General features: G+C 41.2%; 13 protein-coding genes. 8 read left to right on the top strand and 5 right to left on the bottom strand.

What is annotated here, in order from left to right:
- Nucleotides 1–76: 76 nt before the first annotated feature.
- Nucleotides 77–676, bottom strand: a complete 600-nt coding sequence (locus V7K15_RS05470) for a macro domain-containing protein (protein WP_334903717.1) — start codon at nt 674–676, stop codon at nt 77–79.
- 404 nt (nt 677–1080) lie between these two features.
- Nucleotides 1081–1752 (bottom strand): LuxR C-terminal-related transcriptional regulator, encoded by a 672-nt coding sequence (locus tag V7K15_RS05465; protein WP_334903715.1) that lies wholly within the window; start codon nt 1750–1752, stop codon nt 1081–1083.
- A gap of 101 nt (nt 1753–1853) precedes the next feature.
- On the opposite strand from V7K15_RS05465, the gene V7K15_RS05460 reads away from it, so the two are divergent.
- The 3 genes from V7K15_RS05460 (at nt 1854) to V7K15_RS05450 (ending at nt 3439) form a co-directional block, all read left to right on the top strand.
- On the top strand, nt 1854–2510 hold the full coding sequence (locus tag V7K15_RS05460; protein ID WP_334903713.1) for a DUF3386 domain-containing protein: 657 nt from the start codon (nt 1854–1856) through the stop codon (nt 2508–2510).
- 249 nt (nt 2511–2759) lie between these two features.
- Entirely contained in the window at nt 2760–3077 is a 318-nt protein-coding gene (locus V7K15_RS05455; RefSeq protein ID WP_334903712.1) for a hypothetical protein, read from the top strand.
- Nucleotides 3074–3439 carry an aspartyl protease gene (locus V7K15_RS05450; RefSeq protein ID WP_334903710.1) on the top strand — a complete coding sequence of 122 codons (366 nt, stop codon included), beginning with the start codon at nt 3074–3076 and terminating at the stop codon, nt 3437–3439. The genes V7K15_RS05455 and V7K15_RS05450 overlap by 4 nt, the downstream gene beginning before the upstream one ends.
- Before the next feature lie 526 nt (nt 3440–3965).
- Here V7K15_RS05450 and V7K15_RS05445 read toward each other — a convergent pair.
- Nucleotides 3966–4643, bottom strand: coding sequence for a hypothetical protein (locus V7K15_RS05445; RefSeq protein WP_334903708.1), 678 nt, complete (start codon nt 4641–4643; stop codon nt 3966–3968).
- Between the two features lie 584 nt (nt 4644–5227).
- Nucleotides 5228–5863 carry a dTMP kinase gene (gene tmk / locus V7K15_RS05440; protein WP_334903756.1) on the bottom strand — a complete coding sequence of 212 codons (636 nt, stop codon included), beginning with the start codon at nt 5861–5863 and terminating at the stop codon, nt 5228–5230.
- Nucleotides 5864–6269: 406 nt separating this feature from the next.
- Here tmk and V7K15_RS05435 point away from each other — a divergent pair, with 406 nt between their 5' ends.
- The 3 genes from V7K15_RS05435 to V7K15_RS05425 all read left to right on the top strand — a co-directional run bounded on the left by V7K15_RS05435 (nt 6270) and on the right by V7K15_RS05425 (nt 9958).
- Nucleotides 6270–9101, top strand: coding sequence for an ATP-binding protein (locus V7K15_RS05435; protein ID WP_442949648.1), 2832 nt, complete (start codon nt 6270–6272; stop codon nt 9099–9101).
- A gap of 186 nt (nt 9102–9287) precedes the next feature.
- Complete coding sequence (locus tag V7K15_RS05430; RefSeq protein WP_334903705.1) at nt 9288–9569, top strand: hypothetical protein; 282 nt, start codon at nt 9288–9290, stop codon at nt 9567–9569.
- Complete coding sequence (locus V7K15_RS05425; RefSeq protein ID WP_334903703.1) at nt 9554–9958, top strand: type II toxin-antitoxin system PemK/MazF family toxin; 405 nt, start codon at nt 9554–9556, stop codon at nt 9956–9958. The genes V7K15_RS05430 and V7K15_RS05425 overlap by 16 nt, the downstream gene beginning before the upstream one ends.
- A gap of 118 nt (nt 9959–10076) precedes the next feature.
- On the opposite strand, the gene V7K15_RS05420 is transcribed toward V7K15_RS05425, so the two are convergent.
- Nucleotides 10077–10466, bottom strand: a complete 390-nt coding sequence (locus V7K15_RS05420; protein ID WP_334903701.1) for a hypothetical protein — start codon at nt 10464–10466, stop codon at nt 10077–10079.
- A 379-nt stretch (nt 10467–10845) separates the two neighbouring features.
- Between V7K15_RS05420 and V7K15_RS05415 the strand changes: the two genes are divergently transcribed.
- Together V7K15_RS05415 and V7K15_RS05410 are read left to right on the top strand one after the other, a co-directional pair.
- Nucleotides 10846–12939 carry a hydantoinase/oxoprolinase family protein gene (locus V7K15_RS05415; RefSeq protein ID WP_334903700.1) on the top strand — a complete coding sequence of 698 codons (2094 nt, stop codon included), beginning with the start codon at nt 10846–10848 and terminating at the stop codon, nt 12937–12939.
- Between the two features lie 57 nt (nt 12940–12996).
- Nucleotides 12997–14547, top strand: coding sequence for a hydantoinase B/oxoprolinase family protein (locus V7K15_RS05410; protein ID WP_334903698.1), 1551 nt, complete (start codon nt 12997–12999; stop codon nt 14545–14547).

Genomic DNA, 14547 nt, shown 5'->3' with positions numbered 1-14547 from the left:
CTCAGCGTTTACCTATCATAAAGTTGAGATTAGCGATCGCCCCAAAATTATAATACGCTAGGACATTTTTTAAACTTTACGCCAAATCTCCTCCTTCCCATATCTGAAGTTGTCTTTCGGCTGCAACTATGCAATTGAGATGCTTGGGTGGGTAAAGAAAATGATCGTAGGCTAATGCCATCTGTCTAGCAGCTTCAGTATATGGCACTCGTCCTATTCCTGTACCCAATCCAGGACAGGCAATAGTGTTAATTTTTTGCTCGGCGTGTTGATTATGGTGGCGAACTGCCAGCAGCATTGCCCACATCGCTACATAAGGAATATCTGTTCCAGCAATGATCATCGGAACTCGCATAGTAGGTGTATGAGCTAAAAAAGGATGCTTGTAATGACCTGTTTCCACAATCATTGATGTTCCCACAGGCTGTTCACCCAAATAATCTTCAAGAATGCGCCCCTGGACTCTTGCCATTAAAGAACAACCGAAAAAACGGATAATTGCCGCATCTATGCCACCATCCATCATCCCGAAAGAGTTAGCAGGGCTGACCATACAATCAAAATCTGGCAACCACTCGAAATAGTTATTCACTATTTCTACATTGGGTAAGTAGTTAAAATGCTGTTGAAAGGCTGCACATAACAAAGAGTCGGGAGCTACCAATATCAATTTCAAGCTTTTATTTCCTCCGCTTGAATATCTATTTTAGGTGTCAGCTAGGGCAAACATCAACTGCTTCTCTATATCATCAGCCTGTAAATTTTTGATGCTACAGTCATAATACAAAACATTACTCTTGAGGTGGTGGCTGTTTGCCGCTTAAACAAAAGGAAATTTACAGATGTGGTTGAAATTTTTTAAAATAGACATAGGAGTGAAAAAGAATTGTTTTGAGGTAGCACTGCTACGTCAAAACAAGGGTTCTGGGTAACGCATATTTAATTTCTGGAGATGTCTAATCTATAGGTAGGGGCAATACCCTGCGGTCAGCTAAAACTAGATGAATTGCCCCAGAGTGCGTGTAATTTTGCTTAAGTCCTATATGGGTAGAGTATTTTGTATTCTGAATTCTGCCTCCTTCAAGAAACTTGTATATCTTGCAGCTTTGCCACCATTTCCGCACGCGCCGAAACTTTCAACTTGCGAAACATCCTTTTCAAAGCTTGTTTGACGGAATTTTGTGTAATCCAAAGTTTTTCTCCAATTTCTGCGTTCGTTAACCCCTGCGCTACCAAGTCGGCAATTTCTAACTCACGCGCTGTTAGAGGACATACTAAAAGGGAATTGGATGTTTTTGGTTTTGTCCGTAGAGTCGCCATCTTTGCTGACAAATGAATACATAAGGCGCTCAAGTCAGCTAAATCGTTGCCATTAAAAGCCGGATTTCCCTTGTCGCGGGCTAAGTTAAACGTTCCCACAAGACGACCATTACAAACAATTGGCCCAGTCATTACGTGTTCGTGATCGGAACGTGAGCAAAAATGCTTCCAGTCTCCTGGTGATAATAATAACTGCTCATGGGCTGGAGCATGACGCTCAACCACGTAACGCCCGACTGGATTGCTTTCTAAGCATACTGCCGGAATACTCTGAAGATCAATCCCAGTGTTTGGCTGCTCATCTAAGAAATAAATACCCCAATTTTGCACGCCAAAATGCTCACCAATTTTATCCGCGAGAGCTAGTCTTAATTCTTGCTCATTTCGGACATTAGCGATCGCATCAAATACGGTGTGGAGAGAATTAGCCATAAGTGTACCCAGTTGGGGACTATCGTAGCCTCAACAATTACTTCTATGCTAATACCAAGGAAACTAAAACGCTAATTTACAGTAGCGACTAGGAGAAGCACATGACAGTTACACAACTTTCTGCTCAGGAACTTTTCCGGGCTGCTTATGAGAATCGCTATACTTGGGAGAAGAATTTCCCCGGTTATACCGCCAATATTACCTTTAAGCATGATGATCAAGTGTTTACAGGCAAAGTTATCATCAATGCCAATCTCAAAGCGGAAGTTTTGGATGTAGATGACGAGTCAGCCAAGCAAGCAATTCATGGTCAAGCATGGGAGATAGCAATTCATCGTATCCGCCGCAGCTTTGAAGACACCCACAGCGCCAATACGTTTAGCTATGGTAAAACTGACCAAACTGGTGCGATTGAGCTTTTAATGGGTGGTAAGGCTGAGGGCGATAAATACAAAGTCCGCAATAATGAAGTCTGCCATGTTCACCGTCTAATCCACGGTATTTTTGTGACAATTGACACCTTTAGCAGTCACGACACTGGGGAAGGTTACTTGTCCCATACCTATGACTCTGTGTACCATGACCCCAAAACTGGGGAACAAAAGGGCGGTAGAAGCGAATTTATCGATGAGTATGAAAAAGTTGGTGACTATTTCATCCTAAATCGTCGGGAGATTCGCACGGAGACAGCAGGACAAGTATCTATTCAGGAATTTGTCTTCTCTGACATCAAATTGTTGGAACCTGTTGCTGCTTAAAGTTTATTCTGGATTATAAATAAAAGCGATCGCTCTTTAGTTGAAGGGAGCGATCGCTTTTATTTTTTGGCGTTTGGAGTTTTGAACACCAACTTCCGAGTTCTGAGATAGAATTATGAACTTCAAAAGGCGAGAATCAGAAATCACACTACCGAAACTGAGTGTAAAGCTGACTAACAAAGGCGATCGCTTCAGATATAATCAACATATAAAAAGTAAACACCTACTATTTAGCAGATAGTAAATAAAATGACACAACTATCTTCTAATCACACACCACGTCGAGGAAGAGTATTTCCAGAACGTCAATTATCACCTGAAGAAAAAGCACGACGCAAAGCTGAAGATGAGTTATTTTATCAGCATTGTCGAGTAGTATTTGACAGAGTTAAACCAGAGTTAATCAAAGAACACTACGATTGGTTTATAGTCATTGAGCCTGATAGTGGAGACTATTTTATAGATCCAAATGAGGATGTTGCTAGACAAAAGGCTCGTGATAAATTTGGTGATACTTTGCGTCTCATGATGCGAATCAATGAGACTGGAGCCTGCGGCAAAATATGATTTTCGGAGAGTTTAACAGTAAAGGCGAGTTAATTTTTGAAATTGGTTTGATTGCTGCTGATGGTGATATTATCCCAGTACAGGCGCTACTAGATACAGGATTTACTGGCACTCTAGCAATTGATAATCAAGATGCTCTCTCGCTGGGATGGTTACGGGAAAGTCACAGAGAAGATATGCGGACAGCGCGGGGAGAAGCACAATTTAACTTGTTTCAGGGAGCTATACTTTTAGATGAAGAAGAGTTTATGATTTCAGCGTTGGGTGGAGATGAACTGCAAGACATTCTTTTGGGTGTGCGTTGGTTACAGACAAAACGACTAGTGGCAGATTTTACCGCAGGACTATTGACGTTAGGGTAAAGGCGATCGCTTCAGATATAATCAACATATAAAAAGTAAACCCCTACTATTTAGCAGATAGTAAATAAAATGACACAACTATCTTCTAATCACACACCGCGTCGAGGAAGAGTATTTCCAGAACATGAAGAGTGCTGAGTTCCGAGTGCTGAGTGCTGAGTTAAAAGACCACCCACAAGGGGTGGGGTATCAACCTACCTCTTGAGTTAAGAAGATTCCGCCCACAAGGGGCGGGGCTTGTACCAAGTACATAAGTGCTGAGTAGTTTTTTACTTACTCAACACTCAGCACTCAGCACTCAGGACTGAGTGTTGTCAACTATCACCTGAAGAAAAAGTATGGGGACAAGCACGGTTTAATCTTTATTGGGACTTACGCAAAACTACACCTTGTAAGGGCAATTCCTGTAGCTTTAGCTGACCGCAGGTTATTGCCCCTACGAAGAAAATCATGGTTTCGGCTATTATTTGCGTAAGTCCTGTTTATGAGTGAACCGTGCTTTTAGATGGAGAGTAGTTCACCTACATTAGAAATATTTTGGTTTCAAAGGAGAAGCAGGAGCGGATAATATGAGGATATTTCTCACATTACTAACGTAACGACCTCCAGCTTTGTCACCTGGAACTACTAAACGAGCAAATCCTTCATCTATTAAAGGCACAACTGTAGCATCACTAGCTTTTTTTGCGTATGCAACTAGTACTGTTTTCCCTTCAAAGTTAGGTTGAATTTCACCAATAGCTACGACTGCACCATAGCAATCTGTGGCTTCAGCTAGCACATATTGCCTCAACAAAGAGTTTTTAGGATTCAAACCAGAATTACTAGGTTTTAGACCACCTCCAGCTTTTGGATTATTAATCAATTCCCATAGGGGGACTCCATAGTATGTTTCGGTTCGTTGACCTGAGCCGGTTTGAAAGCTTACAGTGATTTCAGTAACTAATGCTGGATTTTGTTTTTTTAAAGCATCTCGCAAATTTTTCAGGTTTTGCAAGTTATATGTGGTTGGATTATTCAGTTCTCCACCCAAGCGAAAACTTGGCGAAAAACCTCCAAGACACTTATTTTTATCCGAGAGAGATGGTATTTTCTCTTTTTGAAGCGAGGGAAGAACACTCCTTGAGTCAGCTAAAGTAGGCTGCCATAAAACCAGTATCGATAGTATTAAAGACGCAATTGGGATCGTGGGGGTAAAACGCATAAAACATTTCTCCGTTTACTATTGAATATTGAAAAAATTAGATAGTTTTGCTCAAAGCTGTTTGCTCACCAAAAATTAGTTTCGTTATCGCCAAAACTGAGCAAGTTGACAATAAATTTTGTTAGATAAAAATCAAACCGGTTCTATCGTTAAACTTTCAACTCCTTGCCAGACGATACAAAATAGCTAGTTTTCAATATGTGTTATTAAAAACTAATGAATCTTTACGCCAAAGTTAGCCGCAAACCTATTGTTAGATTTACGTCTTTCAAAATGGATAAGTATATGTGTGTAATCTACTGAAGATAATACCAACTTATTTAGTAATTACCAAATAATATGGTAATCAAACGCTAACAAAATTAATTTTTATTTCGGTGATGCGTACGGCAGTTCCTTTAGGTGTATAGGAATTACGTTAGCGAGTCCGCGTACTCTGTAAGAGTTGCAAGCTACGCTTTTAGCGTCTGTCTTTGCTACGCAACGCTACCGCGAACGACACGCTGCGCGTAGCTTGTCCTCCGCCAGGAGTACGGAGAGAGCGTCATTACGAATTACGAATTACGAATTATTTTATTTTTCCCCTACCTCGCCAAGTGCAAGCGATCGCACAAAATTCCTTGAATCATTTGTTGTACAATTTCTTTACTCAAACTGCCATCTACGCGAACAATTCGTGAGGGATCGGATATTGCTAAATGTGCGTATCCTTCTTGAACGCGCCGATGAAAAGCGATTGTCTCCTGTTCAATCCGGTCTAGTCCAATTTTGCTTGCTAGTTTGCGGGACAGTCCCACCTCGACATCGACATCTAACCAAATAGTTAGGTCACTCTCTAAACCACCAGTAGCAATATAGTTAAGCTGATTGATTAAACTCATGTTCAGACCGCGACCATATCCTTGGTAGGCAATGGTAGAGTCGGTGTAGCGATCGCATAAAATATATTTCCCGGCGGCGAGATTTGGTTTGAGTTCTTGTTCAACGTGTTGCGATCGGTCAGCAGCATACAACAAAAGTTCTGTCACTTGTGCAACTGGCTCGTCTTCTGCCTTCTCTAATAGCAAGCGGCGAACGTGTAAGCCTAACTCTGTTCCTCCTGGTTCACGAGTTACCACTACAGAAACACCCAGATTTTCCAACCACTCAGAACAAAGCTGCATTTGGCTGGTTTTACCACAGCCTTCTACCCCTTCAAATACAATTAATTTGCCACCCATGCTTTTTTGTTTTTGTGTGCGCTGCAATAAACTTGTTCGCTGACGTTTGATTAAGAATAGCGCGAAGTTTCAACTGAGAATTGCTATAGAGGATTACCAACAATTTAAGGAGTCAAGCTCACTATGGGCTTCGTCGTAGGACGCTTGATATAGGCAGAAGATAAACCGCGATTCGTTCCGTTTGTGCAGATTTTGTTGTCTTGCTAGATTTGCAGAGATTTTTAGAAGCGGTGAACGCCTAAGATAAAGCTATTAGCTTGACTAAGCTGAAAATAGCTCGCACCTCGAATCCCAAATTGTGACATATAACCATAACTTTGGGCTAAAAGTCTTTGTTCAGAACATTAAGGAGATGGGAACTCTATTAATAAGCTTAATTACAGTATCCCACCCCGCACTGCCAATCATGTCCCATCCTGCTGATCCCACTTTTAGCCAATCTTCTTACCCTCGCTTGACTAGAAGCCTGAATGCTGTTGAAAGTTGGGGCTTCGGTTTGACAGCTCATATTTCCTGGACAGCATTGGTTCCAGCAATTCATGCAGCTCTGGGTTCCCAAGCTATTTTTGTCTGGATACCTGCGGTGATTTTGGGAATGCTGCTCAATTATCAGGTAAAACGCTTGGGTATGCATTTTATGAATGTGGCTGGAGGAACACCTAACTATGCTACCAAGCTGCTGCAAAACTACCCCGGACTAGCTCGCTATGCAGCAATTGGATACCTCCTTAACTGGGTTTCCTACTTAGCAGTTAATACGATCGTACTCAGAGATTTAATTAAAGTGAATTTGGAGGCGCTGGGTATTGCCTGTCCAGACATATTTCTGGATATTGGCTTTACACTATTGCCGTTTATCGTGGCGTTTAGTGGGACTCGCGCCTTGAGTATTTTACATTTATTTTTTGTAATTCCAGCCTTTGGACTGCTAATTACCTTCTGTGTACAGGGTCTTGGCTGGTTAGCGTTCTCTGGTGATAGTCCGGGGTTTTTTCCTAGCAATTGGTCATCTTTGAGCTTTGTGGATTGGGCAAAGTGGTTCTTTTTTGTCACCTATGCAACCTACAGTTGTGAAACGGCTTCTTCTTTTGTCGCCGATAGCCGCCAACCCACGCAGACGCTACGCTTTCTAGACGTTGCGGCTTGGATGATGCCACCGATCTTTTTAGGGGGGTCTTGGGTAATGATGCGGTTAGCAACAGATCCAAACCTCAAAGACAATGCTTTTATGAATCTGGTGGCGGCTTCCCAGCCCTTTTGGGGAAAATCAGCTGCTATAAGTGTTTCCTTTTTGCTAGTAGCTGCAAGTCTTTTAGGTTCGGCAACGGTCGTTTCTAATTGCCCTCGAATTTTGTATCAGTTGGCCTTAGATAACCACGTCTCACCAGTATTTTCCGTTGTGTCACGCCGGGGTGTGTTTGTTCCAGCGCTGACCTTGACACTGGTGTTGTGCCTAATCTATCTGATTTGGGGAGATGTAGCGCGAATCGTGGCTGTTGGTAACATCGGTTGGTTTGTCTCTTTTATGTTATTCCATTTAGGGCTTTGGCTGCGGCGCGATCGCCCGGAAGTTTTGTTCCCTCGCATATCTCTAGGCATTCTGCTGTTAGAAGTTGTGGTGCTGTTGGTGGGCGGACTTGCGTGGGGTTGGCTCAACTTCCTAATTGGGCTATTATTTCCCATTGGTGTGATGGGAATAGATGCAGTAATTCGCCGTGTGAACTTCCCTCCATTCCATCGCAGTTGGTGGATGCGGCAATATCGCACGCGCCCTGTGATGATTATCAAGGACTCAGTAGTTCTCCAGGTAATCATCTTAATTTTTTTACTGTGCAGCGCAGTCGGAATTGGCTGGTTATTTGGTGTCAAACTTAATAATGTGGCAACTGCGGCGGGTGAAAATCTATTTGTGGTGCTGCTGATGAGTGTAGCATTTGTAGGAGTAGCGATCGCTTGTTGGACAAGTTTACCTCAAGTGGTGGCGATCGCAGAAGCACGAGAAGCTGCCGAACATCTGTTTACTGTCGCCCAAGATGGTATTTTAGTTGTGGATGATCAAGGTATTATCCGACAGGCTAACCCAGCCACTGAATCTTTCTTTGGTGTCAACCCCTCTCAGTTGTTGGGAAATCACCTCAATAAATGGCTACCCACATTAGTCTACTATCCAGACCAGTGGACAAAGCGCAGCGAACAAGCCTTACTTCACAACGGGAAAAACAGAACTCTGGAAGTTTCCATCTCAGACCGACCCCATCAGGACTTTCAGGAGTATGTTGTCATTCTCCACGACATTACCCAGCGCAAACAAGCGGAAGAGATATTGCGACACTCTGAAGCACAATTGCGCCAAGAGGCAAAGCAGCTAGCATCTCAACTGGTGCAGAGTGAAAAAATGTCCAGTTTAGGGCAGTTGGTAGCAGGTGTAGCGCACGAAATCAATAACCCAATTAACTTTATTTATGGCAATATCGCTTTTGCCAATCAATATATCCAAGATTTACTTAGTTTGTTGCAATTATACCAGCAAAACTATCCTAATCCAGTAACTCAAATTCAAGAAAAAACAGAAGCCATCGACTTAAATTTCCTGATTGCAGACTTACCAAACTTGCTAGCTTCTATGACAGTTGGTGCTGAAAGAATCACAGAAATCGTCTTATCTCTACGAAACTTTTCCCGCTTAGATGAAGCCGAGATGAAAGCGGTGAATATCCATGAGGGTATCGATAGTACGTTGATGATTCTAGAACATCGGCTCAAGCCTAAATCTGACTATCTAGCAATTGAGGTGATCAAAGAGTATGGCGACCTACCATTAGTCGGATGTTATGCCGGACAACTGAATCAGGTATTTATGAATCTTCTGGCAAATGCAATTGATGCAATTGAAGAGGGAGTGGGGAATGGTGACTGGGAAGTAGGGGAAAAAACGCTCCCTATTCCCTATTCCCTACTCCCTACTCCCCAGATACGCATTCATACTAAACTCACCAGCGAAAAGCAAGTAATTATTCGCATTGCTGATAATGGTTTAGGCATTCCAGAAGATGTACAAAAACAGTTGTTTGAACCATTCTTTACCACTAAACCAGTTGGTAAAGGTACCGGGTTAGGTTTATCTATTAGTTATCAGATTATTACCCAAAAACATCAGGGAACATTACAATGTATTTCGGCTCCGGGACAAGGTACAGAATTTGTAATTGTAATTCCGCTAAATCAGCAAAATACGTAAATTGTCACGACCTGCAAACAGCAATTTGATAAAATTCCCACTTAGTTACTAATAGTAACTGTAAAATGAAATGCCAAACAGCAAAAATGGACATGGACAATTTAAGATTCACACAGGAATAACTTACACAATGAGCAGTACAATATTCGAGGTATTATTAAAGCAGAACACTATGAACTGACAATCATGCATAACTCTGCCAGTCAATCTAAAACTTTACGCGAAGCATGGGAGGAAGGTTTACAGCAAGGGTTAACCCAAGTTGCACTCAATATGCTGCACGAAGGTATTGATTTAGCTATAGTAGCAAAATTAACGGGACTACAACTCGAAAAAGTGAAGAATTTACAAGCTAGTGATTCAGTTTATTCTCAAATATTAGTAAAGGATTTTCTGGAATTGAGTGAGTCGTCACTAAAAAAAATTTGGCTTAACCCAGAGGAAGATGAAGCTTGGAAGGATTTATAGAAAACCTTGGCAAAGGGGATGTAATTTCAGTACCTTTTCCCTTTTCTGATGCATCAGCTACTAAAAGACGACCTGCTTTAGTAATTGCCGAATCAGATAGTAACAATATAATCGTCTGTCCAATCACCAGTAAACCAGGCAGAGAGTATGAAATTAAGTTAGAAGACCAAGACTTCCGAGTTGGTAAACTAAATTTAAGTCCTTGCTACATTCGGACTAATATTATTGCCACGGTTGATAAAAGTAATGTTATTCGATATATAGGAAAACTAAAGAACGAAAAAATCAATGAAGTCATTACTGCAATTATTGAAATCCTTCAAAAGCCTCCCGAACCTCCACCGCCAGCATCAAGAGCTTTAGAACGAGGTAAAAGCCCAAAATTATAAAGTTTTTAGGTTGGGTGAAATAGTAACAAAGGATAAATTAAAAAAGGGTGGACAACTTTCACCCTGATAACTTTTATAATCTTGTCAAAACTTTCTATGATTCAGATAATAATAACGTCTACCACCATTTCAACTGCTTACCAACCCAGTTGCCAGCTTGATACACTCCGTAAGCAGTAGCTCCTGCTCCACCAATTAGAATTGCACCCATTACTACCGGGCCGCCCACTGCTGAAGTTACAACAGCAGTCGCAGCAGCTCCAGCCACATTAGTTCCCATAGCTCCGGCAATTGCTGTTGTAGCGCCACCAAGCCCCATTGATGAAACTGTGGAAGCTATACCTGCGTAACCAGCAAGAGAACCAGCGCCTGCTGTCGCAGCAGAGCCAACAGAAATTCCTAGAGTAGCAGCAGTCTTGATGCCAGCCTCAGCAGCCTTTTCTGCCGATTTATCGTGTCCATCTAAACTATCACTAAACCCATCAAATGCGTCTTTATAAGGAGCCATAAGTCACAGTTCTATTATTTACAAGTACCTAGCTCAAATCCTGAGCGTAGTTTGTACCAAGTTAAACTATATATATCTGAAATGTCATCGGAAATTTCCGAATAAGTATTCACATTAATAAGCTGCATGAACTGTGAAATTTTTAACATTAATTTTGCTACTTTTTTAAAGTTAATGTAAAGTTTTACTTTATATCGATTGAGTAGAACGAAGTAGAACCCAACAAAGCCTACTGCTTTTTGCCTACTATTTTCCTTAAGAAATAGTCTTAACTCTCATCGAATAATCTACACCTGTCGCCAAAATATTCCACACCGGAAGTAGAAATACTCCAAATACCCTTGTTATGCTACCTGTATAGCGTTGAGGAAATAGAATAATGTTGAAGTTTTTTGCTGACCGAGGTGGTACATTCACAGATATTGTTGCTGTTACTAATAATCAAGCAATTATAGACAGACTATCAAGACATCTTGAACGTTTTTTAATTGTGACTCTGCCTAATCAGCAATGGATTATAATCTACAAACTGCTTTCAGAAAATCCCGAACAATATCAAGATGCAGCTATCCAAGCTATACGGGATATTATGGGTATTTCTGGCAACGAACCCATTCCTACTGAAGCAATAGAAGTAGTAAAAATGGGGACAACAGTAGCAACAAATGCGCTGTTAGAAAGGAAAGGAGACAGGGTTGTACTTCTGATTACTAAAGGCTTTAAAGATGCCCTACAAATTGGCTACCAAAACCGTCCTAACATCTTTGCCCGTCAGATCATTTTACCAACCATGCTATATGAGCAGGTGATTGAGATTGATGAACGTTATGATGCTAATGGAAATGAATTAATCCCTGTAAATATTGAACTCGTTAAAAGTGACTTAGAAGCAGTTTACAACACAGGAATTCAGAGTTGTGCGATTGTTTTTATGCACAGCGATCGCTATCCTTCCCACGAACAACAAATAGCCCAACTTGCTTTAAAAATCGGCTTTACGCAGATATCCGTATCTCATCAAGTTAGTCCATTAATGAAGTTGGTCAGCCGGGGAGATACAACAGTAGTAGATGCTTATTTAACTCCTATTCTACATCGCTATGTCAACCAAATAGCGAGTCAGTTACCTGGAGTCAAATTAATGTTCATGAAATCTGATGGGGGTTTAGTCGCAGCCCAACAATTTCAAGGCAAAGATAGTATTTTGAGTGGACCGGCTGGCGGGATTGTCGGCGCAGTTCAAAGTAGTAAAAGGGCAGGTTTCGAGTTAGTTATTACCTTTGATATGGGAGGGACAAGTACAGATGTCGCCCACTTTAAAGGAGAGTATGAACGACAACTAGATTCCGAAATTGCTGGGGCGCGGATGCGAGTTCCGGTATTAGCAATTAATACCATTGCTGCTGGCGGTGGTTCAATTCTCTTTTTTGATGGTTCTAGTTATCGTGTCGGGCCTAAATCTGCTGGATCAAATCCTGGGCCTGCTTGTTACCGACGCGGGGGGCCATTAACGGTTACTGATGCGAATGTGATCTTAGGCAAAATCCACCCCCAATATTTTCCCTCAGTTTTTGGAATTGATGGCAATTTACCTTTAGATAAAGATACTGTCATTCAGCAATTTACCCAATTAGCCCAAGATATTCAAGCCGCGACATTAAATCATTGTACTCCCGAACAAGTCGCGGCTGGATTTATAGCGATCGCAGTAGAAAATATGGCGATCGCAATTAAAAAAATCAGTCTGCAACGGGGTTATGATGTCAGGCAATATGTGCTTTGTTGTTTTGGCGGTGCCGGCGGGCAGGTTGCTTGTTTAATCGCCAATACGTTGGGAATGAAAAAGATATTTCTCCACCCTTATGCTGGTGTTCTTTCTGCTTATGGAATGGGATTAGCTGATGTCAGGGCGATTAGAGAAGCGGGAGTAGAACAATCTCTCACTCAAGCATTAATTACTAAATTATACCAGTTAATGGAATATTTAGAAACTCAAGCCATAAATGAAATAGATCAAGTGTGTAGTCAAGTAGAAGTAATCCGAAAAGTTAACTTAAAATATGAGGGAACTAACTCTACATTGACCGTTAATTTTGCTGATGAAGTAGCAGTGATGCGGCAAGAGTTTGAGACTGAACATAAATCTCGCTATGGTTTCCTTCAATTAGAGAAAACCTTAATTGTTGAATCAGCCTCAGTGGAAGTCATTCAGAAGATGGAGACACCTGAAGAAGCTTTAATTATTCGTACTCGCCCTTTAGATCAAGCTCTTACATCTGTTGAGACAGTAAGAATGTTTAGTACTGATAGATGGTATGATACTCCTGTTTATCGGCGGGAAGATTTACAACCAGAAGATAATATTAACGGACCTGCGATCGTTGTCGAAAAAATTAGCACAATTGTAGTTGAACCTAACTGGCAAGCGAGATTAACTGAATGTAATCATCTGATTTTACAGCGTAAAGATTGATAACTTCAAGATAATCAATATCAGTTACATTGTAGTAAATCTAAATATAATTAAAAAATGTACACAATATCTCAACCAGATCCCATCCGCTTGGAAATATTCAAAAATCTCTATCAATTTATCGCTGAACAAATGGGAATTGTGTTACAAAACACAGCCACATCGGTAAATATCAAAGAGAGGCTGGATTTCTCCTGTGCTATTTTTGACTCATCGGGATTATTAGTAGCTAATGCCCCTCATATTCCTGTACATTTAGGCTCGATGAGTGAAAGTATCCGCAGTTTAATTAACGATAAAGGCGACACCCTAAAACCGGGGAATGTGTATCTATCCAATAATCCTTATAATGGGGGAACACATCTTCCTGATGTCACTGCAATTACCCCTGTTTTTGACGGAGATAAAAAACAAGTTATTTTCTACGTCGCTTCTCGTGGACACCAAGCTGATATCGGTGGAATTACTCCTGGTTCAATGCCTCCCCACAGTACCACAGTAGAAGAGGAAGGAATTATTTTTGATAATTTTCTCTTAGTTGAAGAGGTAAATTTTCGAGAAACCGCAGTAAGACAGCACCTCTCAAATCATACTTATCCTGCTCGTAACCCTGACCAAAATATCGCTGATTTTAAGGCACAAATTGCTGCAAATGAAAGAGGAGTTCAAGAAGTTCGTAAAATGGTTTCCCAATACGGACTTGAGACTGTCCAAGCTTATATGAAATTTGTGCAAGCTAATGCTGAAGAGTCGGTAAGAAAGGCTATCAATCTTCTCAAGGATGGCTCATTTATTTATGAAATGGATAATGGGGCAATTATTCAAGTAAAAGTTACGATTCACCAAGAAAGTCACAGTGCTACTATTGATTTTACTGGAACTTCTCAGCAACTAAATAGTAATTTTAATGCTCCGAAAGCTGTAACTCAAGCAGCAGTCCTATATGTCTTTCGGACTTTGGTTGATGATAATATTCCTCTGAATGCTGGGTGTCTTAACCCTCTAGAAATTATTATACCAGTCGGCTGTATGCTGAATCCAATTTATCCAGCAGCAGTAGTAGCGGGTAATGTAGAAACTTCTCAAACGATTGTTGATGCTTTATATGGGGCTTTGGGTATTATGGCTGCTTCTCAAGGAACGATGAATAATTTTACTTTTGGTAATGAGCAATATCAATATTATGAAACTATCTGTGGCGGCTCTGGCGCAGGAATTGATTTTGATGGAACTGATGGTATTCATTCTCACATGACTAACTCCCGCTTGACTGATCCAGAAGTTTTAGAAACTCGTTATCCTGTACTTTTAGAAAGCTTTAGTCTTCGTCCCGATAGCGGTGGTAAAGGAAAATATTCTGGTGGTAATGGAGTTGTCCGCCGCATCAAGTTTCTAGAACCCATGACAGCTAATATTCTCTCTAATCATCGGGTTGTCCCTCCCTTTGGATTAAATGGTGGGGAAGCCGGAATTGTCGGACGCAACTGGATACAACGTCAGAATGGAATTGAAGAGAATTTAGACAGCACAGCAACAGTAGAGATGAAACCTGGGGATGTTTTTGTGATAGAAACGCCTGGAGGAGGTGGATTTAGTAAAGTCTCCTAA

The sequence above is a fragment of the Nostoc sp. genome (genome assembly GCF_036919815.1).
Lineage (GTDB): Bacteria > Cyanobacteriota > Cyanobacteriia > Cyanobacteriales > Nostocaceae > Nostoc.
The sequence above is the reverse complement of the archived record's forward strand: the minus strand, read 5'-3'. Positions and strand labels throughout refer to the sequence as shown.

What these genes read in the sequence shown, in the direction of transcription:
- V7K15_RS05420 (WP_334903701.1), bottom strand. Translation starts at nt 10,466, where the DNA reads ATGGCTCCTTATAAAGACGCATTTGATGGGTTTAGTGATAGTTTAGAT.
- V7K15_RS05415 (WP_334903700.1), top strand. Translation starts at nt 10,846, where the DNA reads ATGTTGAAGTTTTTTGCTGACCGAGGTGGTACATTCACAGATATTGTT.
- V7K15_RS05450 (WP_334903710.1), top strand. Translation starts at nt 3,074, where the DNA reads ATGATTTTCGGAGAGTTTAACAGTAAAGGCGAGTTAATTTTTGAAATT.
- V7K15_RS05410 (WP_334903698.1), top strand. Translation starts at nt 12,997, where the DNA reads ATGTACACAATATCTCAACCAGATCCCATCCGCTTGGAAATATTCAAA.
- V7K15_RS05460 (WP_334903713.1), top strand. Translation starts at nt 1,854, where the DNA reads ATGACAGTTACACAACTTTCTGCTCAGGAACTTTTCCGGGCTGCTTAT.
- tmk (WP_334903756.1), bottom strand. Translation starts at nt 5,863, where the DNA reads ATGGGTGGCAAATTAATTGTATTTGAAGGGGTAGAAGGCTGTGGTAAA.
- V7K15_RS05455 (WP_334903712.1), top strand. Translation starts at nt 2,760, where the DNA reads ATGACACAACTATCTTCTAATCACACACCACGTCGAGGAAGAGTATTT.
- V7K15_RS05465 (WP_334903715.1), bottom strand. Translation starts at nt 1,752, where the DNA reads ATGGCTAATTCTCTCCACACCGTATTTGATGCGATCGCTAATGTCCGA.
- V7K15_RS05435 (WP_442949648.1), top strand. Translation starts at nt 6,270, where the DNA reads ATGTCCCATCCTGCTGATCCCACTTTTAGCCAATCTTCTTACCCTCGC.
- V7K15_RS05430 (WP_334903705.1), top strand. Translation starts at nt 9,288, where the DNA reads ATGCATAACTCTGCCAGTCAATCTAAAACTTTACGCGAAGCATGGGAG.
- V7K15_RS05445 (WP_334903708.1), bottom strand. Translation starts at nt 4,643, where the DNA reads ATGCGTTTTACCCCCACGATCCCAATTGCGTCTTTAATACTATCGATA.